Raw genomic sequence first — 22253 nt, forward strand, 5'->3', positions numbered from 1 at the left:
AACCCCCATTCCCTTGTAGGGAAGGGGGGCTAGGGGGGTTAGGTTTCTGAGACTTAGATGTTACCAAAAATACTTTTCAAAAATCCTCAGAGCCTGTATTTTTACAACGAGACATACAGCCCCTTACATAGTGGTAAATACATCAATGAACCGCAAGGTATGGCAACCATATTACCAAAGTATGAATTGCCCAAGGAGGAAAACTGATGAGTTCATTTGTGCTTGGTTTTCAAAATATAGACAAAACAAAACTCACCTTTGTTGGGGGTAAAGGTGCCAACCTGGGAGAACTTTGCAAGATTGAAGGAATCTCCGTACCAGATGGCTTTTGTATTTCTACTGAAGCTTTTAAAAGAATCATTGGGGAAACGTCGTCGATTAACGAATTACTCGAACAGTTATCGCATCTATTGGTGGAAGACCGGGACAAAATCGGCGAACTTAGCGGTGAGATTCGCTCTTTCATCGAAGGGATAGCCATTCCTCAAGACATTAATGAAGAGATCGCCCACCACCTCTCCAGGCTTGGAGAAAAAAACGCCTATGCAGTAAGATCCAGCGCAACTGCTGAGGATTTACCGACAGCCTCCTTTGCAGGCCAGCAGGATACGTATTTGAACATTATCGGGAAGGAAGCAATTTTAAAGCAGATCAGTAAGTGCTGGGCATCGCTATTTACCGAGAGAGCAATAATTTACCGCCTCCAAAACGGCTTCGACCACCGTCAAGTCCACCTGTCTGTGGTTGTTCAGAAGATGGTCTTTCCCCAGGTAGCAGGAATTCTGTTTACTGCCGATCCCGTCACTTCTAATCGGAAGGTGTTATCCATTGATGCGGGCTTCGGACTTGGTGAGGCTATGGTATCCGGGCTTGTGAATGCTGATAACTATAAAGTGTGTAACGGCAAGATTATTGATAAGAAGATATCTACCAAGAAGCTAGCTATTTACGCCTTAAAAGATGGCGGTACGAAAGAACAGGAAATTGAACCTGAACGGCAGAATAGACAAGCACTGACAGACGAGCAGATTGTACAGCTTGAGCGCATCGGTAGGAAGATTGAAGCACATTTCGGCTGCCCCCAGGACATCGAATGGTGTTTGGTTGATGACACATTTCATATTGTCCAGAGTCGCCCCATCACGACTTTATATCCCATTCCTGAAACAAGCGATCGCGAAAATCACGTCTATGTATCTGTCGGTCACAACCAAATGATGACCGATGCCATGAAACCATTGGGATTGTCTTTTTTCCTGTTAATGACCCATGCACCCATGCACACTGCTGGTGGAAGGTTGTTTGTTGATGTTACAGCGACGCTGGCTTCACCTGTCAGCAGAGAAACGGTATTAAACGTCACATTGGGAAAATCCGATCCGCTCATGAAAGACGCACTTACAACCATCCTAGAGCGGGGAGATTTTATAAAATCGTTACCCGACGAGCAGAGTTCCGGCAAAAGCGGTAAAGGTCGATCGCCTGCGGATTTTCAAACCCTAAACGACTACGATCCGGCGATTGTTGCTGATTTGATTCAACAGAGTCAAACCTCGATCGATGCGTTAAAACAAACCATCCAAACAAAATCAGGAGCGGATCTGTTTGATTTTATCCTGGAAGATATCCAGCAATTAAAGAAGACCAACGCTGATTCACAGAGTTTTGGTGTGCTTATGACTGGGATGAATGCTTCCTCCTGGATCAATGAAAAAATGAACGAGTGGTTAGGCGAAAAAAACGCAGCGGATACACTTTCTCAATCAGCACCCAACAATATTACGTCGGAAATGGGTCTGGCACTATTGGATGTTGCGGATGCGATTCGTCCTTACCCGGAAGTCATTGAGTATTTGCAACAGGTAAAAGAGGATAACTTTCTAGGTGAATTGGTGAAGCTTGAGGGTGGACAGGAAGCCCAGAACGCGATCGCTACTTTTCTTCACAAATACGGAATGCGATGTGTTGGAGAAATCGATCTTACGAGAACTCGTTGGAGCGAAAACCCAACCACACTTGTTCCGATGATTCTCAGTAACATCAAAAATTTTGAGCCTGGTGAAAGCGAGCGTAAATTTGAGCAAGGGCAACGGTCAGCTTTAAAGAAAGAACAAGAGTTATTAGAGCGATTGAAGCAATTACCGGATGGCGAACAAAAGTCCGAAGAAACAAAACGAATGATCCGCCTAATTCGGAATTTCATCGGTTATCGCGAATATCCAAAATACGGCATAGTTAACCGCTACTTCGTTTATAAGCAGGCTTTACTCAAAGAAGCGGAACAACTCGTACAAACCAACATTATTAATGAAAAAGAAGATATATACTATCTCACTTTTCAAGAACTCCGCGAAGTTGTACGCACAAATAAACTTGATTACCAGATTATCGGCAAACGAAAAGACGAGTACAAATTATATGAAAAACTAACTCCCCCACGTGTTATTACATCTGACGGTGAAATTATTGCAGGTCGGTACAAACGAGAAAATCTCCCTGCCGAAGCTATTATCGGTCTACCTGTTTCTTCTGGAGTTATAGAGGGACGAGCGCGTGTCATCTTAAACATGGAAGATGCCGATCTAGAAGATGGAGATATATTAGTCACCTCCTTTACTGACCCTAGCTGGACACCATTGTTTGTATCTATAAAAGGACTAGTCACCGAAGTTGGTGGACTAATGACACATGGAGCAGTTATCGCACGTGAATATGGCATAAGTGCAGTTGTTGGAGTGGATAATGCTACCAAACTGATCGATGACGGACAGAGAATTCGGGTGAATGGAACGGATGGCTATATAGAAATCCTCAGTTAATATACTAGTAGTCTGCCAACCCAAAAATGCGCTTGTGAGGGCTGGGGAAAGGGGAAAGGGAATTCATGGTAAGGAATTTAAACTCTTTCCCCCTTGAAGCTGTATGAAGTTATGCGCTTTATAATTCCAATAGTGGACAAAAGCTCACTGTGGTTGAACTTTTGTTGGAGTGCCTAGACGTAAAAGCGCGGCTTTTAGAGTAAAAGTACACGAGCAAAACCAAACTACTATTAATTGGTAAGCTTGGAGTATATTTTACTAAAAAGCTTATAATAGCTCTACTACAAAAGTTCTGGATTAGCACAGTAGAATATGACATTGAAAAACACTTTTGGTGAATATAGTTTTGTTACTAAACTAGACGTTACTAATCTCGAAGCTAGTGCCGAGTGGTACAAGTCCAAGCTTGGGTTAGTTCCTGAAGAAAAATATGACACACCTAGCTGGAGACAGTTTAGTTTTCCTGATATTCCACGCTTTGCAATCGGATTGAACTTGAGTAACTCAGTTGAACCAGGTAATACTGTCAGTACCTTTGTTGTCAATGATATAGTTACTGCTCGTCAAAGCCTGACTGAAAAAGGAGTCTCAGTTGGGCCAATTACAGATGTCGGTCATGGAGTGCAATTATCCACTTTCAAGGATCTTGACGGAAATTTGTTAGGGCTTAGGCAAAATCCGCAGTCTTAGCTTGGATTTACACCTAAATCGGGGAATTAGAGTGATGGAAACGCGATTTTTAGGAAAGTCCGGTCTTAAGATTTCGGTTCTCAGTTTCGGTACAATGACATTCGGTGGTAGCGACTTCTTCCAAGAAATTGGAGCGACTCAGGTAGACGAGGCGCGACATCTGATTGATATTTGCCTTGATGCAGGTGTCAACATCTTTGACACAGCAGATGTTTACTCGAATGGACTTTCTGAGGAGATTCTTGGTAAAGCTCTCGGAAAGCGTCGTTCTGATGTAATTATTGCAACTAAGGCTTATGGTCGTATGGGAAAAGGAGCAAATGATACTGGATTGTCACGTTATCATCTGATTCGAGCCTGTGAGGACAGCCTACGACGATTAAACACAGATTACATCGACCTCTATCAAGTTCATGGTTTCGATGCTCTGACTCCACTAGAAGAAACGCTTCGCGCCTTAGATTCACTTATACGTAGTGGCAAAGTTCGCTACATTGGCTGCTCTAATTATTCAGCTTGGCATTTAATGAAGGCGCTGTCTGTATCAGAGCGTTTGAACTTGGAGCACTATGTGTCACAACAAGTTTATTACTCGCTTGTGGCGCGAGAGTTGGAATTTGAACTAATTCCTCTAAGTTTAGATCGAGGTGTGGGTATCTTGGTGTGGAGTCCGCTTGCTTTTGGTTTCCTCTCAGGTAAGTATCGTCGTGGTCAGTCGGAACCAGAAGGAACGCGACGAGCAAAAATCGGTGATATTGGCACTGTCAGTGACCTGGAAAAGGGATACGACATTGTGGAAGTTCTGCACGAAGTGGCTAATAACCGTGGTGTCAGTGTTGCTCAAGTCGCACTCAACTGGCTGTTACGTCAGTCTGGTATTACATCGGTTATTATCGGAGCGCGGAATGAACAACAACTTCGAGACAACCTTGGTGCTGCTCAGTGGGAGCTAACATCAGAGGAAGTAAATCGGCTCAATCAGGTTAGCGCGATCGCGCCAATTTATCCTTACTGGCATCAGCGCAAGTTCGGAGCTGAACGCATTCCACAATAAAATTCCCAGTTGCGATCGCATCAAGGCAGTGAGCTTGGTGCGATCGCTCTCTATTTGCTTGTTCTAATCCGGTTGAGGAAGTTTTATAACTAAATTAGAGGTAGAGAGTAGAGAAGCGGATACCGTCTGCGATAGGTTGGTTGGTACTGAGTTCTAAATTTTGGGAAATTTAGCCTCAAAAGAGACTGTCTGATTCTAAGCAGAGCCTTGAGCGAAAGCTACGCAATAAATATTTCTAGCGATCGCTTGATTAAACTCTTTGCGGAACATAACCACGATGGACGCACAAATTACTCATTCCCGATCGAGCAACAGAAACGGGCAACAGTTGATAGGTAATTATTTTTCAAACCGTTGTTCTTGCTGTGGTTGTTGTTGACGTTGAGTGGGTTGGAGTTTTTTTAAAATTGTTGGTGGTGTAGCTTGGCGAAATGCACCACAATAGTGCATGGTCATAACTGCTTTGAAAGCCCAATGGTCTGATGGAACATCAGTAAAAGGATTTGGTAAAGTTTGGGCTTGATTTTGAACACAAGCATTCACAACTTGATTTGATGTTGCTGGAACTTCAGTTACAGGTTCTTGAGATTTAGCAGGAGTAACAAAGCTAGTAGTCGCTAGTACTACGAGTGTAGCTAAAATTTTGTACTTCATAACTTGAGTTTTCTAGAGATGGCATTTAACCCTATCTTAGTTTGCAGACAGCAGTCCAGGAACTAGAATAATTTTGCCCAGATGAAGTGTTAGCGGTACTTAAATAAAAATTTGGCTTGGGAGACGATGCCGAAGCAATAGCTAGTTCTCGTAATTTTTTTTACTGCTTAATTTGGTGCGGTAATCATCAATTACTGGATGATACTAACCGAATTTACAGGACTTATAACCATACTTATTATAAATACATAAGCACAAAGGCAAGTGCAAAAAAAGTTAAACAAGAGATGGATTTTTGCGAGAAAGAGTTATGGCACTAATTCGTTACAACCCCTGGCAAGAATTGAACGCTCACTTAAGTCACATCAATGGCTTACTTGGAGATACCAGAGTCCCATCTGCACGGTTTGAAAAAGGCTTTATCAAAGTTCCTGCTGCTGAACTACAAGAAACTGATGATGCTATTCATCTCAAGTTAGAACTGCCAGGACTGGAAGCTAAAGACTTAGATATTCAAGTGACCCAAGATGCTGTTCGCGTCTTCGGTGAGCGCAAGTCCCAAACTCAAACCGAAAACAATGGCACTACCAAGAGCGAATTCTACTATGGTAAATTCCAACGTGTAATTCCTCTATCTGCTCGGATTCAAAATACCAATGTCACCGCAGATTATAAAGACGGTATTTTGAATTTGACACTACCCAAGTCCGAGCAAGAAAAGAACAAAGTTGTCAAAGTTAATCTTGAACTTCCTACTACCTAATTGGTTGTAATGCAACTACTCTACCGACAATAATTGATTGAGATGCTAAAAGCCCAGTTATGAGATGACTGGGCTTTTTTGTATTGCAAAAGAGTTACAGAATAAACAATGTAGCAATTTGTGGTAAAACAATTAGAGCTTTCAAAAATAATAAGCTTTCACAAATGACAATACTGCCGCAATGTAACCAAACACATACCTTGCAAAAACTAGATAGATTTTTGCGTCAACCATTTCAAAAAACTTTCTGGGGAATTGTTTGTTTAATAGTTCTGTTTGGTGTTGGTTTGGTGTCTGTAAACGCGGTACAACCCAGACGTGAGCCTCATCTGTGGCAAGTTTATCAGCAGTCGCTCAAAAACGCCAAATATGTTGACTTGACTCATACAATCGCTCCTTCAATTCCTGTATGGTCAGGTTTTGGTTCATCAAAGTTTGCGCCTGCCATCAACCCAAAAACGAGTGAGCCATACACTTACCAAAAGGATGGGTTTGAAGCAACTCATTACGATTTATCCACCGATCAGCTAGGAACCCAATTAGATCCACCTGCTCACTGGAACCCTGATTATCCAGCTATCGATGAGTTGCCAGCGACCTTTGCTGTTCGTCCTCTAGTAATAATTCCGATCCAGGATAAAGTTGCCAAAGACCCCAATTACCATTTGAGTGTCAAAGATATTCAGGATTGGGAACGCAAATATGGCAAAATTCCTCAAGGCTCAGTTGTGTTTGTTCGCTCTGACTGGTCTTCATCATGGCCAAACCCCGAACTAGCTACAAGAACTAAGTTTCCTGGGGTGAAGCTAGAAGCTTTAAAGTTTCTGCACCTTGAGCGCAAAATTCTTTTCCACGGACACGAACCCCTTGATACAGACAGCACCCCAACACTCGAAGGGGAAGCTTGGCTGTTGAAAAATGGATATACCCAAGCAGAGGGTGTTACAAATCTAGATCGGGTGCCAGAAACAGGCGCGTTAATCTCTATTGGGTATCCCAAATTCAAAGGTGGTTTAGGAGGTTATGCACGTTACATTGCTATCTGTCCGCCAAATTGGAAATACGGCGTTTCAGTAGGTCAAATGCCGGAGTCTCCCCTGCAAAAAGCAGATAAACCCCTGCATTGGGATACAAAATTGGGTGTACGGGTACGGTGAGATGAAGCAATTAGACCTCTTGCAAAAGTGCTTTTTGCAAGAGGGGGAAAAGGGTAAAGGTTAAAGGGGAAAGGGACTTTTGCAGTACCTTTTTCCCCTTTCCCCTTTTCCCGACAAATGCCAAGAAGTCTATTATGCCGAGGTTGTGGATGTTGCTCGTGGAGTGTGGAGAGCGATCTATTTTCAAACGTGATTGGTAATAAATTGGACTTGAGCAACTATGTTACCTTTTTCAACTGTAGAAGCTCTACCCATTGAGCGACAACGAGCAGAGGATTCATAATTTACAATGCAGTCAGGATTTAACTATCAATTAGTTAAATCCTAGCTGCTTTATCAGAAAAATAGGTTTAAAACCCTGTGCTTCACGCAATGCTTTAAAGTAATGATTTTGGAGTAATGAGTGGATGAAAAATAGGTATATACTCATTACTTATTACTCCAGAATCACCGCGCCTTTAGCTCGGTGAGGATGTCAAAAAACTTCTAGGATCGACATAAAGACACTATAAAACTCAATTAATTGTGTCTTGGAAATAATTTTATGCAACTAAATGAAGATTATGACTCTTAAACTTGCATTCTGGTTACTGTGGGCTGGATTTATTGCCTATATTTTATTATTGGCACCGCCTCTGCACTTAGATGAAACGCTAACGCTGTTGAAAAATATATTTACTCTTCAATGGACTACTATTAATCCAATTATCCTGTCTTTATTTTCTCTAGTGGGTATTTGGCTATTAATTTACAGTAGTTTATTGTTCATTGATGGCAGGATGCAATCGATTCGGTTTTGGCCTTTTGCGATCGCATCAGTGGCTTCGGGTGTACTTGGTCTTTTGCCGTATTTGGCTTTGCGCGAACCTAATCAACAATTTTCTGGACAAAAGGATACTTTTTTGAATCTGTTGGATTCTCGCATTTATGGTATCGTCTTAACTTTCAGCACAGTTGTCTTGCTTGTCTATGGTTTTGCCTTGGGTGATTGGGGAGATTATGTGCAGCAGTTCCAGAGCGATCGCTTTATCAATGGCATGAGCTTGGCATTTTGCCTATTTTATCTTTTATTTCCTACTGTTGTTGGTGATGATATGGCTCGTCGCCGTTTCCCTAATACCGAGGTATTTTTAGCAGTGGTGTTTGTTCCCTTACTTGGTTCTCTTGCTTATCTTTGCCTGCGCCCGCCATTGGTGTCATCAACTATTCGTGAAGAATCATTCATAGCTAATCGGTAAATATCGGCATTTGTCAATTACTTCTCGGTCATCAAGATTGGATGGAATGGGCGATCGCTTAGTTGGCTTTAAGAAGCTCTTAACTAATTCGTCTGGATGTTTCACAATCCAAAATCGTTCGACTGAGCGCAGCCGAAGTCTAAAATTTAAAATCCAAAATGGTATGAGAATCCCATAGTCAACAATTTTAATTTAGCGGACTGGTAGTATTTTAACAAACATCCCTATACTGCTTTTTGTCCTCAGCTAAGTCAATCATAGGAGCTGGTAATCTTGAAATAGTTAACTGTAACGCTTGCATTTGAGGAAAATCACGCTCAATAATTTCGATAGCTTTTCTTTGACTCTCTTGATTTTTAGCGATCAGTTGTGCAGTGCCATCGCCCTGAGAACCCACACCTTTTCCTCCGAAGATATAAGGCTGAAGAGGCTCGTGTTCGAGAAGCAGATGCAGCTTTTTTGCAGTTAATTGCTCAGGACAAGCCGGAACTACGTGCCGATCAAATTCTGTTTGGGCTTTTGTCATTAAAGCTCCAAGAAGTTGGGCATCTGCTTTTTGTATTGCTTCAACTGCTGCCTGGGTAATTTCAGAGCTAATATAACCAAAATATTTTTGGACATTTTGCTGTATTGGATTAATAGCAAAAGGATAACACTGATTCAATTTTTGTAGTATTTCTTGTGTGTTTTTGCTGCCGCCAAGATCGACAATCACAAGAAACAAATCCTCACTAACTTGAAGGGAGAGCAGATCGATTTCTTCACCATCAAATATCATCAATATTGGGCGATTTCCATAAGCACAAGCCTGATCCATACGACCACAAAGGCTAGGAGTGGTTCTTTCTCCCAAGTAGGCAAACTCCATTTCTGAACGAATTGTCATCTTCAAGTCATACAGACGATTAAAAGCCCTTGCAATCAAAACGCAAAAGGCAGCACTCGAAGATAATCCCTTTTGGATGGGTAAGTCGGTTAGATAATTATCAACCTCAAGTCCGCCAACATCATAGTGAGTCAGAATTTGATATGCTGTACCAGCAGCATAACTAAAAAAACCGCCCTCTGCCGCTATGCACTTCAGGGTATTAGATTCCATAGGTAATCTCAGAGGTTCATAACCCCTACCATCATTGAGAGAAGTACGAATAATTAACTCATTAGGATTAGGCAAGACATCGGCATAAATTCCTTGATTAGTACCAACAATTAAGGTGTAGCCCTTTTCGAGCAGAGGATTAACACTGCGATATTCTCCTGCCCAATCGCTGTGTTCTCCGAACAAACAAAGACGCCCTGGAACAAAAATTCTCATTTGAAGCTCTCACACGATCGCAATATATTTCTGCCCGATCTCCATCTTTACAACTCACTCAACACCCCATCACCTGCAACCATATTTTTGGCATCAGGAGTTGCAAGCCAAGGAAGAAGCTCAAAACCGCAGATGCCGTCTGTGATACGTTGACTGATGCTGACTTCTAAACTTTGTAATGTCAACTTCAAGATGATTCGTTTTTTGCCTAAAGCACGAAAATTGAGGTGAATAGTATTATATAACAAAATGGCACTAAGAAAAGCTATAAGGTATGCGAGATAAGGCTTATACCTTTTAAAGCTAGACAGCAGAGTAATGGCATGAGCAAGGCGAAGGTCAACCGTTAACCGTCATCAATTAATACAAACACCCATCTTCCATATGAATAATGCGATCGGCAATATCAAGGATGCGGTTATCATGAGTGACTAGCAAAATTGCACAACCTTGGTTTTTTGCAAGTTGTTGCATCAATTCAACAACATCACGTCCACTATTTTTATCTAAAGAAGCAGTTGGTTCATCAGCAAGAACTACTCTCGGTTGACTAATCAAAGCCCTAGCGATCGCAACTCTTTGCTTTTGTCCTTCAGAAAGTTGTTCGGGATAGTAATTTATCCTGTGCATTAAGTGAACTACATCTAGTATTAACTCTGCTCTTTTATCTAGTTCGCGCTTAGAAAGATTATGATGCAAATTCAAAGACATCTGCACATTTTGAGAAGCTGTTAAAAATGGTACTAAATTATGTCTTTGAAAAATATAACCAATTTGGCGACGTAATCGCAGAAGTTGTTTATCGCTAGCTCTATAAAGTTCACAGTCTAAAACTTTAGCACTTCCCTCTTGAATTGACCTTAAACCAGCAACTAAAGTTAATAAAGTTGTTTTCCCCGAACCAGAAGGCCCAGTCAAAATTACAATTTCGCCCGGTTGCACTGTTAAATTAATATCAAATAAAACCTGCTTACGTAATAAACGTTTCCCAAAATAGTGATTAAGATTTTGAATTTGAATAACTGGTTGCATGTTTGTTATTTGTTATTTGCATTTGTCATGATTTATTCTTCAATTAGCGAAAGAGATCGGCAGGATCGGCTGAACGTAGTTTATTCATAGCTAGTAAGCCAGCGATCGAACACATTGTAGTTGTGAGTAAAAAGACAATTATGGCTCGACTCAAAGTCATAAACATGGGGAGACGAGTTGCGTCTTGAACAAACTTATATAGATAAAGACATAGAGCAAATCCAGGAATGTACCCCATCAATGACATTAAAATAGCTTGTTGAATAACAATACTTACTAAATATAAATTAGAATATCCAATAGCTTTGAATGTTGCATATATATATAAGTTGTCAGCAATTTGTGCATATAAAATTTGATAAACAATCACTCCACCAAAAACTAAACCTATAAGTGTACCTAAATTAAAAATAAATCCAATTGGAGTAGAATTCTTCCAATGTTCTTTTTCCAGTTCCATGAATTTATTTAATGTAATTAACTTGACAGGAACAGCATCATTGTTGCCAGGGAATCTTTTGGAGAATTCTTCAATTACCTTTTCTGGTTGAATACCTGGATCGAGTTTAACAACTCCAACAGCAACTTTTTCTAGCGGCACATTCAGTAATTGAGAGTAATTTAAATCACTAGTAATGACCAGCCCATCTTGAGACATGACTCCTCCTCCCAGTGAAAATAAACCAACAACATTGATTTTGTGATTTGATAATTCAGTAGTAATCAAACCTTTATTTTGAAAATCTGAAGCAATAGGGCCATATTCACCTCGTGATAATTTATCGAATAAAACCGTATCTGGTTTTTGTAAAGTATCTAATAACTGATTCACATCTGGTAAATTTAAAACTGGTCGATCGGGTCTAAACGCGCAAACTCCTATAGTCTCTGTCACTGAAGTTTCAGGATTTTTAAATTTACCATCAGCAAAATATAATGGGCTAGCTGATGCTACACCATTAATTCCTGAAATCATATATAAATAATTACGAGGAAATTCTTTGATACCAAAAAAGTAGTTAGTGTCAGCATGAAGTAAAACTAAATCTGCTTGAATGGTTTTATGTATAGTGATTGCATCTTCATATAGGCCATCACGAAAAGCTAATTGTATAAACATAAGAAACACTGCAAAAGTTACGCCCATTAAAGTTACTAATAAACGAGACTTTTGGTATGATAGTTGTAGCCAAGCTATAGGTATTTTGGGAATCATAATTAAATCAAAGTTTATGGATTAATATTAATTCTTGCTTCAACTTGCAAGTTAATTAGTTTGGCTGCTTCCTCAGTATCCAATGGATTAAGACGAATTTTAACTTCGACTACCCTAGCATCTATGTCTAGAGTTTTATCCCCGTTAAATACTTCTTTTTGACCAACTTGTAAACCGATTTTCTCAACTTTGCCATTTAGCTTTTTAGCCAATGAACTACTAGATATGGTAGCTTTATCTCCTATTTTTAATTTACCAACTTCAGTTTCATAAACTTCAGCGATTACATACATATCTTTGGTTTGAGCTAAATCAACTATTCCCTTATCACTAATGCTTTCTCCAGCAAAAGTGTGAATTTTTAAAATTGTGCCATCTACGGGAGCATAGACATAAGCTAAATCTAAATCGGCCTCTGCTTCAACTATGGCTGCTTTTGTTTGTTCGTATTGAATTTGAGCAACTTGTATATCTTCTGGACGAACTTCTTTGAGCTTTTCTAAGTTGGCTTTACTCTCTAAAATCTGCTTGGGGGAAGTTGATAAAATTCTGTTGAGATTAGCTTTTTCTTCATTGATTTGTTCTTGAAGAGTAGCAACATTTAAACGTTTACTATCAATTTCGGAAGCCGCGATCGCACCTGCTTTATATAGCTGCTCAAAACGTGAATATTCTGTTTGAGCGTTCTTCAATTCTGCATCTAAACGGGCAATTTTTGCTTTTTGAGTAGCTATATCTCCCTGAAATTGAGCTTCTATATTAGCAATTTGTGCCTTCTGAGCAGAAATTTCTCCTTGTTTGGCATCACCACTTTTTATTTTATCAAGCTCTGCTTGAGCGACTTTGGCTTTTAACTTAGCTTGTTGTAGAGCAGCTTGTAGTTTAATTAAGCTGTCTAAAATAGCAATTACCTGTCCACGCTTAACTCGATCTCCTTCTTTGATAAAAATCTTAGATACCCGCGCATATTGAAAAGACGAAGAACCGGAGAGGTTAATAATTTTATCCTTAGGTTGTATGCGTCCTAAAGCAGTAACACTTTCATTAACAACAGGTTTAGAGGTAGGAATTACTGTAGTAGCTTTCTGACTTTGCTTAGGAGATTGAGAACTTAGAAAACTATAGAGTGGTAAAGCGATCGCAGCTCCAATTACAGCCAAAACTAAGGGCACTGTCAAATTAAAGTTTATATGTTTTTTGAGCTTCATGTTCTGACTTTCATAAAAAGATTGCAGCTTTTCTAAATTCTTGGGCATAGCCATATATTTCAATTACTCCTAATAACCGATACTAATTCGTAGCTCGTAATTAAACATCCTGTAAAATGTATAAGTAAAACGGTTTTCAATCTGCTTTTTCGTTTTTCAAGAATATATCCTTTACCGAGTTTGTATGAGATACTTCTTGATATTTTTGTACTTGTTTGAATCATCAATACACAAAAATTCCAAAGTGATTTACTTTGAAACTAATATTTAATTGCGTTGTAGCCAGGAAATAGGGAAAAATGATTGAATAATTGTTCCTTGATTTTCTTTAGTAGCTAAATCGTAGGCTAACTTTCCTAAAGCTAAGTCAAGGATGCCTAATCCAAAAGGACTGAATACAGCAATTTTGTTTTCTTGTCGTGGTTGAGCTACACCATTAAGAATACTGCCTATACTACATCTAATAAAATCTCGGTTATTTGTGAGTTGTTCAGCAAGATGAATAGATGTTTGAGCACGGCATACATGGTCTATATCATCAACAATATTGTCGGCTGATAAAATGAATTCTGGTGATAAATCTCGTAGAGATATATGCAAGATTATTTTATTAGCATTACTATCTAAAGTATCGAATATATATGGTTTACTTGCTGTTGTGCCAAAAGATATTAAAGATGCAGCTTGTAAAACACTGCTGGGATCTTCCAGAATAAGAATGTTTAAGTGCTCACACAGCTGCTGACATTTAAGTTTGAATTGCTTTGCTCTAGCTAAACTTAAATCATGAATAAATAAGGTTTCTATTTCAGGGCGACTAGCTAAGAGAAAACGCAAGGTTTCAAAATTAATTAAACCACAGCCAATCATACCTACTTTAGTTAATGATTGCTCACCCTGCAAACGATCGGCCGCGATCGCAGCACTAGCAGCAGTACGTTTTGCACTAATCACAGAGCTTTCTATCATAGCTTGGGGACGGCCATTCTGTGTTGAATTTAAGATTAATACAGCTGAGGCTCGCTCCATATCCATAGCTAAATTGTCTGGAAAAGAAGCAATCCATTTGATGCCTGCTACCTCAAACTCACCATCTAAATAAGCTGGTAAAGCAATAATTCTATTTTTAGTATTTTGTGGAAAACGCAAAAAGCTAGAATGAGGCAAGAAACTATTACCTTGTTCATAAGTTTGATAAGCAGATTGAATGATTTGCATTATTTCCAAATCACGGTTGTGAAATAACGAGACAATTTCATCGCCTTTTAAAATAAGTATTCGATCGTCGTTCATACAAAAAACCTCTGTTGTGTAGTAAATAGAAAATATCTAAAAAGCGAATATTTAGCAGATAACTTAATCTTGCCAAGCAGAAGAAACATTACCAAAATATTTTTCAACCCAATTATCTGAATAAATTGTGTCAAGGTAGCGTTCACCGCGATCGCATAAAATAGCAACACAGTTTGCACCATTAGGTATCTCTCGTGCTTTCTTGGCAATTGCAGAGATAATTCCTCCTGATGAACCTCCAGCTAGTATTGCCTCTCGTTTGAGTAAACTACGACAACCCACAATACAATCTAAATCAGATACATACAAATGTTCATCCTCTAATCCAGGTTTAAATAACTCTGGAATTCTTGCTGCACCAGGCCCAGGAATGAGTCGTTTACCTCGTTTACCTCCGAAAATCACACTTCCTTCAACATCAACAGCAATAATTTTTGTCTTAAGCTTTTTACCCTTAACATATTCAGAGCAACCACGAAGTGTGCCACAAGTACTAGTAGCACAAAACAAGTAATCAAGCTGTCCATGTAGTGCTGTAACAATTTCATGTACAGTCTGATAATGAGCATAAGAATTATTTAAATTGGCATACTGATTGCACCAAAAGCTATTAGGAATAGAAGCAATCAATGACCTCACTTGATTAATTCGAGCTGGCAAATAATCTCCTGTGATTGGATCTGGCTTTGCTACTAGAACAATCTCTGCTCCATATGCTTTAAGAATATTGATATTTTGTTGTGTTGTTCTCAAGTCAACTACACAGATAAAACGTAAGCCGAGAAAAGTACATGCTTGCGCCAGACCGATGCCTAAATTCCCGGAACTAGATTCGATGATTGTAGTTTCAGAATCAATCTTTCCTAATTCCAAGGCTCTTTTGAGCATATTGAAAGCTGGACGGTCTTTGATACTACCTCCAGGATTAAACATTTCTAGCTTGCCAAAAAGTTGAAAGCGATCGCATTGCATAACCCGGTTTAACTTAATCAAGGGTGTATTACCAATTGTCCCTAAAATCCCTTGATTAATTGAAAATAAATCCAGATGTGATATATCCTTTTCTGTAGCTAATATCATTTTCTACTCCTAAAAATTTAATCTAAGTTAGCAATATCAAACTGATTACACAAATATTGAATAACCTGAAGACATAGCTTTATGAATTACACGCGGATTGTGAAACAACGAACCGCAGAGAACACGAAGGATAAAAGCTTGAGATGCTTTTTTAGCTTGTAACAATTAACTTTTTAGTCTCCTTGCACCTTGACAACTTGGTGTGAGCTTTTAATTAATATTGTCAGCAATACAAAAGTTATTTATGCAAAAAGTCTACGATCAATTCAGTTTCCAATAGTTGACCGATCGCCGATGACTGTTAAGAGATTTTCATAGTTTGTTATGAATTACGTTCATGACATCTCTTGCATAAATCTTTTTTAGTCAACACTCAACATTGTTATTCATATAACATCCGGTAGTTCATCTTCTACTAGCCGTAAACGAGGGTACTGATAAGCTGCTATAGCCACTAGTACAGTTAGTGCGCCCATGAGGATTAACATTAGACCCAATGCCGCGACCTGGACCAACACCGATAATTTGTCCAATACTTCCGGCTAAGGGGCCGTTAGCAACCATTAAAGGCTCAAATACTTTGTCAGCTAGTGGCCCGGCGATCGCATAAGCCAACGGAAACGATGCATCAGCAACCATTTGCCGTATTGCAAAAACTCTTCCTTGCACATCAATGGCAACTTTTTTTTGAAAGATAACTTGAACACAAGTGTTTAAAATCGGCCAGCCGAAAAAGAATAGAAAAGCAGCAAGAGTAATCAGTGGGACGGAAGCGCGTAACCCAGCAACTACAATACAAAATCCACCAAGTAACTGAAACCCAATCACGCTATGAATTAATCGTTTTGGCCCGCCACGAGTACTAATAATCAAACTGCCTGCTAGCAAACCAATACCAGCAAAGGATGTCATCGTACCCAAGACAGCAGGTGAGGCAAAGGACAGCACCAATGGTCTAATTAGCACTTCAACGGCTCCCACAAGCAGATTACTGATGGTAAAGAACATTAACAGCCCTAAAAGCCCTGGTCTGACAGTGATATAATCCCAGCCAGAGGTTACTTCTTGCAGTAAGGAACTTTTTTGAACTGTCTGAGGATGACTGATACTAGTGATTTTCGGTTCAGGGAACTTTACCAATAATAAAGGGATGATGCCAAAGAGGAAGGTGAGGAAATCAATTAGGATAATTCCCTGTAGCTGAATGGTGACTAAAAGTAAGCCCCCCAGTATTGGTGATAGGAGTTGAGCGACTCCTCGTCCTAACTGGATCATGCCACTGGCGCGGTCAAGGTATTGTTTAGGAACCAATAAAGTAGTAGCAGCACTATAAGCTGGCAACTGAAAAGCGCTGAATCCAGAACTGACGGCGGAAGCGATGCAGATGTGCCAGACTTCCAGCTTACCAGCGAAAAGTAGTAAAGCGATCGCCAATGTACTCAAACCAGCACCAAAATCACTGAAAATCATTACCCAACGGCGCGGCCAACGGTCTACCAAGACACCAGCCACCGGGGCGATTAAGCTTGATGGTAAGCTAGCAGACAGGAGAATTAAAGCCAGCAGGGTTACAGACTGTGTATTCTGATATACCCGGATTCCTAAGGCAAAACTCGTAAGAGACGAGCCGATTAGAGAACCCATCTGCCCCAACCAGATGAAGATAAAAATTCGCATTCCAAGTGTAGAGTGTCGGCTCATATTATTTCACTCCACTATTTACCTGTGCTTTCTCAATGCATGTTTGCAAGCGATCGGCTAGAGTCAAAACATGGGGGTGAGTCATCATTGTTACATGGTCCCCAGGGACAATATGAACCTCTACCGCTTTGGTAGAAAACTCGTTCCAGCCTAAAGCTGGGTCTTGTAGTATCTCTGAATATTCAGACAGGCTAGAAACATCATCAGAATTTACCTCACTTGCCCGAAAACAGGTAATTTGACTCGGATAGGAATGGCACTAAGAAAAGCGGAAACGCTTATCAATTAAGCAGTTTGCAATTGTTTGCGTAATTCATGCCGGGGTTTGGTCATTAAGGGGTAGGCTTTGGGGCGACGTTTACGGACTCGTGGTTCATTTCTAGCTGGGCGGTCAGGAACAGCCTTGTGAGCAATAACTTTGAGTAAAGTGCGATAAATTTGGTGCCGTTTTTGAGAAGTTGCTGCTATAAGAGAGGGAATAAAGTTAATTAAATGGTGGCGAGTACCTTGCAGTGATAGGCGATTTGGAGAGGTAGTATAAGTAGTTCCAGCCGACCACATTAAGCTACGAAGTAGATTGTAAGCCAGCAAATAAACGTAAATTTCTTTGCGGATCATCGAAGGTGTTTTACATCGCAGAATATCCATACCCAAGGTAGTTTTGAGATGTCTTAAATTTAGTTCAACATCCCAGCGTTGTCCGTAAAGCCCAACAATTGCCAGAGTAGAATAAGAAGATCCATCTAAAAGAGTGGTAATTAAGCTAACTTGTTGAGTCCGAAAACCAGGAATAACAATATAATAGTAAATCTCTCGCACAGTTATGGAAGGAGGTAAAGCATTAAATTCATCTTTATCCAATCCTTTTGGGCAAGTTTTCGGCTTATACCAAGTAACTAATTTGTCGCAATCTCCAACAATTTTACCTTTTCGCATAGTTGTTGTGCGAGATTGATGTTTACGAAACACGGCATCACAATTAAACTTTTTGATACTAAACATATCGGCGTAAGCACAAAAAGCTCTATCCCCTACAAGCACATCATTAGGTTTGAGAAAACTGTACAGAATTCTTGCTAATTTAATATCATGAGTGTTCAGAACATCTATGCACAAGGCAACGGCAGCTCCCGTTAATAAACTGAATATCACACCAATTTTGGCAATTGGGAATCCACATTCCGGCTTTTGACTACTGGGTTGTGGGTATTCTTTTTGGTTTTCTACAGTGTCAGGCATAGAGACCGTCGAGCCGTCTATCACCAAAATATTTCGACCACACCATAGATGTTCTTGGGTTACTTTCTCTTCCAGTTTTTGTGCTGAATAATTGAAAACTTTTTCTAACAATTTTTCTGGTAATCTTGCCCGTGCTTGGCAGTAAGCACTCGTATCTGTTGAGGGAACTTCTACTTCTGACTCAGCCAAATGTGCAATTATTTTACTCACAGCATTATTACAAGTTTTGTCTGTATCTAATACTTGAGATAAAAATGCCCATAAAGTTACGAATGGGTCAAACAACCGTTTTTTGTATTTAATTTTTAGCTCCGAGATTGCAAGTCTTATCACAGACTCTGGCAATAGTTCTTTAAACGGTAGTCCCAAACTTTGGCTAAATTTATCCTTGAGGATTTGTACTCGTAGTGTCACAGTAGTATTTATGATGTTTGCTTGCTCGTCTCAAGGAAAGTATTTCATGAACGAGTAAGCTTTTCCTACCTAAAATTTTTTTGGACAACCCGTACATTTTTGCACTGTCTGGAGTCAACCATAGCGTAGTTTACCGCCGCAGGCATCCCAACAAGGCGGGCGGTTACGCCGGGAGCAAACTTCATTAGCGATCGCAACACTTCATCAAGAACAATCGCCTGCCCCGTCGCCACACTGCTTAATAGCTTTGAAATCTGTAGCGCCTATCCTGTATAGCTTAGAGCTTTTCTTAGTGCCATTCGTTTCAGTCCCCTCGCGGGGTAATGGTCTGTGGAAACAAACTGACGCTAACCAAGTGGAATCATTCTTGCAGTTTCAGTCCCCTCGCGGGGTAATGGTCTGTGGAAACTCTTCGACGCAACAGCTTATAGTCGCTGGCAAACTTGTTTCAGTCCCCTCGCGGGGTAATGGTCTGTGGAAACGATATTAGTCTATTAGTTGATATAGTCAGATATACTGTTTCAGTCCCCTCGCGGGGTAATGGTCTGTGGAAACTGTCGATCCATTGGTTGTCTCTCCCCCTTTTTTAAGTTTCAGTCCCCTCGCGGGGTAATGGTCTGTGGAAACTAAGAATCATTTGCATGATTCCATCCCGCTTCTAGTTTCAGTCCCCTCGCGGGGTAATGGTCTGTGGAAACTTTGATGGCTGATAACTTCATCAAGCAGCGATTAGAATCGTTTCAGTCCCCTCGCGGGGTAATGGTCTGTGGAAACTGCTCGGTGCTGAAACTGAACCAGAGCAAGCATCCTGGAGAGGATTTTGACGAGTCTCAAAATCAAGTCGATTTCAGCCGTCATTATTGCAAGTAATTTGCAACTTTTTCAACTCTTGAAACGCTGTAATTATTATCTTGTCAAGGTTCTGGCGATTTTGGCAGATACCCAGGGTTTTTGACCCCGCTTCGACTTGCCAAACATCAAGTTGATACAGACATAATACGACAATTACTGACGATTGTCGATAGCTTCCTCAACTGTACCCTGCTTGAGAGCTTTTCGAGCTAACTTGACGTAAGTTTTGACCGTCTCAGATTTCATTTGCAAATCTTGGGCGATCGCCTGCAATGACTCCCCATGTTCACGACGAGCCAGGATAGTCGCCCAAGTAACGGCAATCTTATCGGTGCGATCGCCGCCCTTGCGTTTGCGTTGTGCAGTAAATATTTCTGTGAGTTCTTCAATCCTTTGAGCTAACGTATCCGCGATCAACTGTTCGGCTATAGCTGACTTTTGTTGTGCTAACCAGCCAGAGCGCGTTTGTCCCAAGCCAAAGGTAGTTTTATGACCTGTTCCACAGTATGGTGCAAGCCTGACCAAAGCGTAGAATAGCTGAGTGAATTCAGTATTTGCTAAAGCTTGTTTGCTCAAACCCAAGGAGATCGCACCTGTAAAACCTGTGACTGACCCTTGCTTGCCAGCAGCCACCTTCATTGATTCCAAACGGTGCTGGTGGATGATAACGCTTTCATCAATCCATTTGATAAAAATCTCTTGTTCTACTGGCTGCTGGGAAAAGTCATTCCACCGCCGCAGATAACTATGGAACAAATTCTCTGGGACTGGCAGCGGGAAATGATGACCTTTGCGGCGAAAACTCGTTGGTGAAACAAAACTGAGATCTACTACAGATTGTTCGCTTGGCGATCGCAGCAATTGTGCGTAAGTAATCGGAGTATGAGCGATGCTCACCTGCTTTATTTGTAAGGATGCTCCTCTTAAGTCGATAGTCTTTGGTAAATTGGTTAACCACTGTTTGAGGAAGGATACCACTCTTTGAGACAAAGCGTTGATATGCCAACGGTAAATTTGGTTGGCCACTAATTGCAGTTGCTTGCCACTAGGTAACAGTTGTCCTTCTAGCGCCGAAATATTGAAGGGTTTTTCCGACTCTCCATCATGGAGATAAGCTGATAGCTGTGGGTCAACTTGCCGCACTTGGTCGAGAAACCACGCATGAAGTCCAATTGTGTACTGCGAGTACAGAGAAGCCGTTGCCGTTGCCTCAAAATCGAACACCAAGCCTACCAATTCAGTCTCATCTGCCCATGTCCCAACTGAGGAAGTGGGCGCTGATTTGGCTTTTGGCTTGCGCTTGGGGACTGTGGCTGCTCTTGGCATCGCTTGATTTAGGTTGAAGAATGTCCAATATTTTAAGCGATTTCATCCCCTTTGGGGGAAAATTAATTCCGAACTGGTGAGGGAGCGATCGCTTCAAAAGTTTCAGCCCCCGTGATACCAATTCTCTATGAAGATGCATAGAATAAAGTTTCATGGAAGAGAACTTCAAGGGGCAATATTGTTGACTGTGATGTTGACAGTAGCGGTGTTAGATGTTAAGCCGTCTGTGTCTGTGCCGACAAAGGTGGGGTTGGGGGTATAAGTAACTGTACCATCAAGGTTGAGTGCGATCGCACCCTTGCTGGGGTTGATTTTAATGGTTAGGGTTGCGGGGTCAATGCTGCTGTCTGCGTCGCTGTCATTGGCTAGGATATTGATTAATACTGGTTTTGCTTGGTCTGTGGTGGCTGTGTCTGCGTTCGCCCTTGGCGTTGGCGAAGCCATCGCTGTTGGGCTAATCAGGTCTAGGTCTAGTAGCATGACGTTTTTGAAATAGTAAATTAGTCTTGCCATTGACTTTTTTAAAGTCTTTGAGCAATTCTTGGTCTATACGTTTTTCAGGCTACTTTTTGTCTAAGTCCCATTAAGTACTTTGCTGCTCCAGAAAATCAAGACTTAGGCGTGGTTAAATATCTCCGAAAGCCAGTCTCCAAGCTGGATTTATCGCTTTTTCCTGCACCTTCACGGACATTTGTGCAATTACCTTAACCTCTCACCGATGGGTGCTGAATAAGGAAATTTGGGGATGGAGAAAGTAGCGTAGGTGCAGCCCGCACAACTCTTGGAGACGCTCTTGCTAGCTTGCTTCCACAAAGTGGTACGACAAGCTACTTCGGCTGCGCGGTAGTTGAGCGCAGTCGAAACTCAGTACAAGTCAGTGACCATCGTAGACATCGCTCTTACGGGGCATAGTCCATCGCCTCCCCAATCGATTCTCACGAGTGATTACCGAAAGTCCTGCTGATGTGGGCTATTGAAGTGATGGGATGTTGGTGAGAAATCTGACGCGAAGATTCGTTTTGGAGCTTTTGTGTTAGAAAAGTTACTGCTTAGGGAAAGCTTAAAGTTAGACTCTGTTTTGAAGACTTTGATTGTAATTCGTCAACCGAACGACACAAATTACACAACAAAAGTAGCAACGCATACATGAGTTGAATTAATGGTACAAAAATACTATTTGCTATAGATGATTTTTCAAACTA

The 22253-nt window shown here is 40.7% G+C and carries 21 protein-coding genes and 1 CRISPR repeat array; of the genes, 7 read left to right on the forward strand and 14 right to left on the reverse strand.

Annotation, left to right across the window (positions count from 1 at the left end):
* Nucleotides 1–206: 206 nt before the first annotated feature.
* From ppsA to NSTCB13_RS15960, 4 genes are all read left to right on the forward strand, one after another.
* Nucleotides 207–2819, forward strand: coding sequence for a phosphoenolpyruvate synthase (gene ppsA, locus NSTCB13_RS15945; RefSeq protein WP_448272945.1), 2613 nt, complete (start codon nucleotides 207–209; stop codon nucleotides 2817–2819).
* A gap of 312 nt (nucleotides 2820–3131) precedes the next feature.
* Entirely contained in the window at nucleotides 3132–3509 is a 378-nt protein-coding gene (locus NSTCB13_RS15950) for a VOC family protein (RefSeq protein ID WP_445627732.1), read from the forward strand.
* A gap of 34 nt (nucleotides 3510–3543) precedes the next feature.
* A complete protein-coding gene (locus NSTCB13_RS15955) occupies nucleotides 3544–4563 on the forward strand; it encodes an aldo/keto reductase (protein ID WP_445627731.1) in 1020 nt (339 codons plus the stop codon).
* 207 nt (nucleotides 4564–4770) lie between these two features.
* Nucleotides 4771–4902 carry a hypothetical protein gene (locus tag NSTCB13_RS15960; protein ID WP_445627730.1) on the forward strand — a complete coding sequence of 44 codons (132 nt, stop codon included), beginning with the start codon at nucleotides 4771–4773 and terminating at the stop codon, nucleotides 4900–4902.
* Here the strand turns inward: NSTCB13_RS15960 and NSTCB13_RS15965 are convergent, their stop codons facing one another.
* Complete coding sequence (locus NSTCB13_RS15965; protein ID WP_445627729.1) at nucleotides 4903–5217, reverse strand: S-layer protein; 315 nt, start codon at nucleotides 5215–5217, stop codon at nucleotides 4903–4905.
* Between the two features lie 310 nt (nucleotides 5218–5527).
* Between NSTCB13_RS15965 and NSTCB13_RS15970 the strand changes: the two genes are divergently transcribed.
* The 3 genes from NSTCB13_RS15970 (at nucleotide 5528) to NSTCB13_RS15980 (ending at nucleotide 8375) form a co-directional block, all read left to right on the forward strand.
* On the forward strand, nucleotides 5528–5980 hold the full coding sequence (locus NSTCB13_RS15970; protein WP_448272947.1) for an Hsp20/alpha crystallin family protein: 453 nt from the start codon (nucleotides 5528–5530) through the stop codon (nucleotides 5978–5980).
* Between the two features lie 164 nt (nucleotides 5981–6144).
* Nucleotides 6145–7137, forward strand: a complete 993-nt coding sequence (locus tag NSTCB13_RS15975; protein WP_448265479.1) for a cyclase family protein — start codon at nucleotides 6145–6147, stop codon at nucleotides 7135–7137.
* Nucleotides 7138–7700: 563 nt separating this feature from the next.
* On the forward strand, nucleotides 7701–8375 hold the full coding sequence (locus NSTCB13_RS15980) for a hypothetical protein (RefSeq protein ID WP_448265480.1): 675 nt from the start codon (nucleotides 7701–7703) through the stop codon (nucleotides 8373–8375).
* On the opposite strand, the gene NSTCB13_RS15985 is transcribed toward NSTCB13_RS15980, so the two are convergent.
* From NSTCB13_RS15985 to NSTCB13_RS16045, 13 genes are all read right to left on the reverse strand, one after another.
* Nucleotides 8355–8480, reverse strand: coding sequence for a hypothetical protein (locus NSTCB13_RS15985; protein ID WP_448265481.1), 126 nt, complete (start codon nucleotides 8478–8480; stop codon nucleotides 8355–8357). The genes NSTCB13_RS15980 and NSTCB13_RS15985 overlap by 21 nt on opposite strands.
* 106 nt (nucleotides 8481–8586) lie before the next feature.
* On the reverse strand, nucleotides 8587–9690 hold the full coding sequence (locus tag NSTCB13_RS15990; RefSeq protein WP_448272949.1) for a mevalonate kinase family protein: 1104 nt from the start codon (nucleotides 9688–9690) through the stop codon (nucleotides 8587–8589).
* 47 nt (nucleotides 9691–9737) lie between these two features.
* Entirely contained in the window at nucleotides 9738–9938 is a 201-nt protein-coding gene (locus NSTCB13_RS15995) for a hypothetical protein (protein WP_445627723.1), read from the reverse strand.
* 112 nt (nucleotides 9939–10050) lie between these two features.
* Nucleotides 10051–10722 (reverse strand): DevA family ABC transporter ATP-binding protein, encoded by a 672-nt coding sequence (locus NSTCB13_RS16000; RefSeq protein WP_445627722.1) that lies wholly within the window; start codon nucleotides 10720–10722, stop codon nucleotides 10051–10053.
* A gap of 43 nt (nucleotides 10723–10765) precedes the next feature.
* Nucleotides 10766–11938 carry an ABC transporter permease DevC gene (gene devC, locus NSTCB13_RS16005; RefSeq protein ID WP_448272950.1) on the reverse strand — a complete coding sequence of 391 codons (1173 nt, stop codon included), beginning with the start codon at nucleotides 11936–11938 and terminating at the stop codon, nucleotides 10766–10768.
* A 14-nt stretch (nucleotides 11939–11952) separates the two neighbouring features.
* Entirely contained in the window at nucleotides 11953–13200 is a 1248-nt protein-coding gene (locus NSTCB13_RS16010) for an ABC exporter membrane fusion protein (RefSeq protein ID WP_448272951.1), read from the reverse strand.
* A 213-nt stretch (nucleotides 13201–13413) separates the two neighbouring features.
* Nucleotides 13414–14439 carry a 2,3-diaminopropionate biosynthesis protein SbnB gene (gene sbnB / locus NSTCB13_RS16015; protein ID WP_448272952.1) on the reverse strand — a complete coding sequence of 342 codons (1026 nt, stop codon included), beginning with the start codon at nucleotides 14437–14439 and terminating at the stop codon, nucleotides 13414–13416.
* A gap of 63 nt (nucleotides 14440–14502) precedes the next feature.
* On the reverse strand, nucleotides 14503–15519 hold the full coding sequence (gene sbnA / locus NSTCB13_RS16020; RefSeq protein ID WP_448265487.1) for a 2,3-diaminopropionate biosynthesis protein SbnA: 1017 nt from the start codon (nucleotides 15517–15519) through the stop codon (nucleotides 14503–14505).
* 405 nt (nucleotides 15520–15924) lie between these two features.
* Nucleotides 15925–17220, reverse strand: coding sequence for an MFS transporter (locus tag NSTCB13_RS16025; RefSeq protein ID WP_448272953.1), 1296 nt, complete (start codon nucleotides 17218–17220; stop codon nucleotides 15925–15927).
* A gap of 285 nt (nucleotides 17221–17505) precedes the next feature.
* Nucleotides 17506–18873 (reverse strand): IS4 family transposase, encoded by a 1368-nt coding sequence (locus NSTCB13_RS16030; protein WP_448272954.1) that lies wholly within the window; start codon nucleotides 18871–18873, stop codon nucleotides 17506–17508.
* A gap of 65 nt (nucleotides 18874–18938) precedes the next feature.
* Nucleotides 18939–19106, reverse strand: a complete 168-nt coding sequence (locus tag NSTCB13_RS16035; RefSeq protein WP_292705164.1) for a hypothetical protein — start codon at nucleotides 19104–19106, stop codon at nucleotides 18939–18941.
* A gap of 68 nt (nucleotides 19107–19174) precedes the next feature.
* Nucleotides 19175–19647: a CRISPR direct-repeat array (repeat unit 37 nt; unit sequence GTTTCAGTCCCCTCGCGGGGTAATGGTCTGTGGAAAC).
* A 231-nt stretch (nucleotides 19648–19878) separates the two neighbouring features.
* Complete coding sequence (cas6, locus tag NSTCB13_RS16040) at nucleotides 19879–21051, reverse strand: CRISPR-associated endoribonuclease Cas6 (protein ID WP_448272955.1); 1173 nt, start codon at nucleotides 21049–21051, stop codon at nucleotides 19879–19881.
* A gap of 165 nt (nucleotides 21052–21216) precedes the next feature.
* A complete protein-coding gene (locus NSTCB13_RS16045) occupies nucleotides 21217–21564 on the reverse strand; it encodes an Ig-like domain-containing protein (protein WP_445627697.1) in 348 nt (115 codons plus the stop codon).
* Nucleotides 21565–22253: the final 689 nt, after the last annotated feature.

It is taken from the genome of Nostoc sp. DSM 114160 (assembly GCF_053470305.1).

What these genes read in the sequence shown, in the direction of transcription:
- NSTCB13_RS15955 (WP_445627731.1), top strand. Translation starts at nt 3,544, where the DNA reads ATGGAAACGCGATTTTTAGGAAAGTCCGGTCTTAAGATTTCGGTTCTC.
- sbnB (WP_448272952.1), bottom strand. Translation starts at nt 14,439, where the DNA reads ATGAACGACGATCGAATACTTATTTTAAAAGGCGATGAAATTGTCTCG.
- NSTCB13_RS15950 (WP_445627732.1), top strand. Translation starts at nt 3,132, where the DNA reads ATGACATTGAAAAACACTTTTGGTGAATATAGTTTTGTTACTAAACTA.
- ppsA (WP_448272945.1), top strand. Translation starts at nt 207, where the DNA reads ATGAGTTCATTTGTGCTTGGTTTTCAAAATATAGACAAAACAAAACTC.
- cas6 (WP_448272955.1), bottom strand. Translation starts at nt 21,051, where the DNA reads ATGCCAAGAGCAGCCACAGTCCCCAAGCGCAAGCCAAAAGCCAAATCA.
- NSTCB13_RS15970 (WP_448272947.1), top strand. Translation starts at nt 5,528, where the DNA reads ATGGCACTAATTCGTTACAACCCCTGGCAAGAATTGAACGCTCACTTA.
- NSTCB13_RS16000 (WP_445627722.1), bottom strand. Translation starts at nt 10,722, where the DNA reads ATGCAACCAGTTATTCAAATTCAAAATCTTAATCACTATTTTGGGAAA.
- NSTCB13_RS15980 (WP_448265480.1), top strand. Translation starts at nt 7,701, where the DNA reads ATGACTCTTAAACTTGCATTCTGGTTACTGTGGGCTGGATTTATTGCC.
- NSTCB13_RS16025 (WP_448272953.1), bottom strand. Translation starts at nt 17,220, where the DNA reads ATGAGCCGACACTCTACACTTGGAATGCGAATTTTTATCTTCATCTGG.
- NSTCB13_RS15990 (WP_448272949.1), bottom strand. Translation starts at nt 9,690, where the DNA reads ATGAGAATTTTTGTTCCAGGGCGTCTTTGTTTGTTCGGAGAACACAGC.
- sbnA (WP_448265487.1), bottom strand. Translation starts at nt 15,519, where the DNA reads ATGATATTAGCTACAGAAAAGGATATATCACATCTGGATTTATTTTCA.
- devC (WP_448272950.1), bottom strand. Translation starts at nt 11,938, where the DNA reads ATGATTCCCAAAATACCTATAGCTTGGCTACAACTATCATACCAAAAG.
- NSTCB13_RS16010 (WP_448272951.1), bottom strand. Translation starts at nt 13,200, where the DNA reads ATGGCTATGCCCAAGAATTTAGAAAAGCTGCAATCTTTTTATGAAAGT.
- NSTCB13_RS15965 (WP_445627729.1), bottom strand. Translation starts at nt 5,217, where the DNA reads ATGAAGTACAAAATTTTAGCTACACTCGTAGTACTAGCGACTACTAGC.
- NSTCB13_RS16045 (WP_445627697.1), bottom strand. Translation starts at nt 21,564, where the DNA reads ATGGCAAGACTAATTTACTATTTCAAAAACGTCATGCTACTAGACCTA.
- NSTCB13_RS15975 (WP_448265479.1), top strand. Translation starts at nt 6,145, where the DNA reads ATGACAATACTGCCGCAATGTAACCAAACACATACCTTGCAAAAACTA.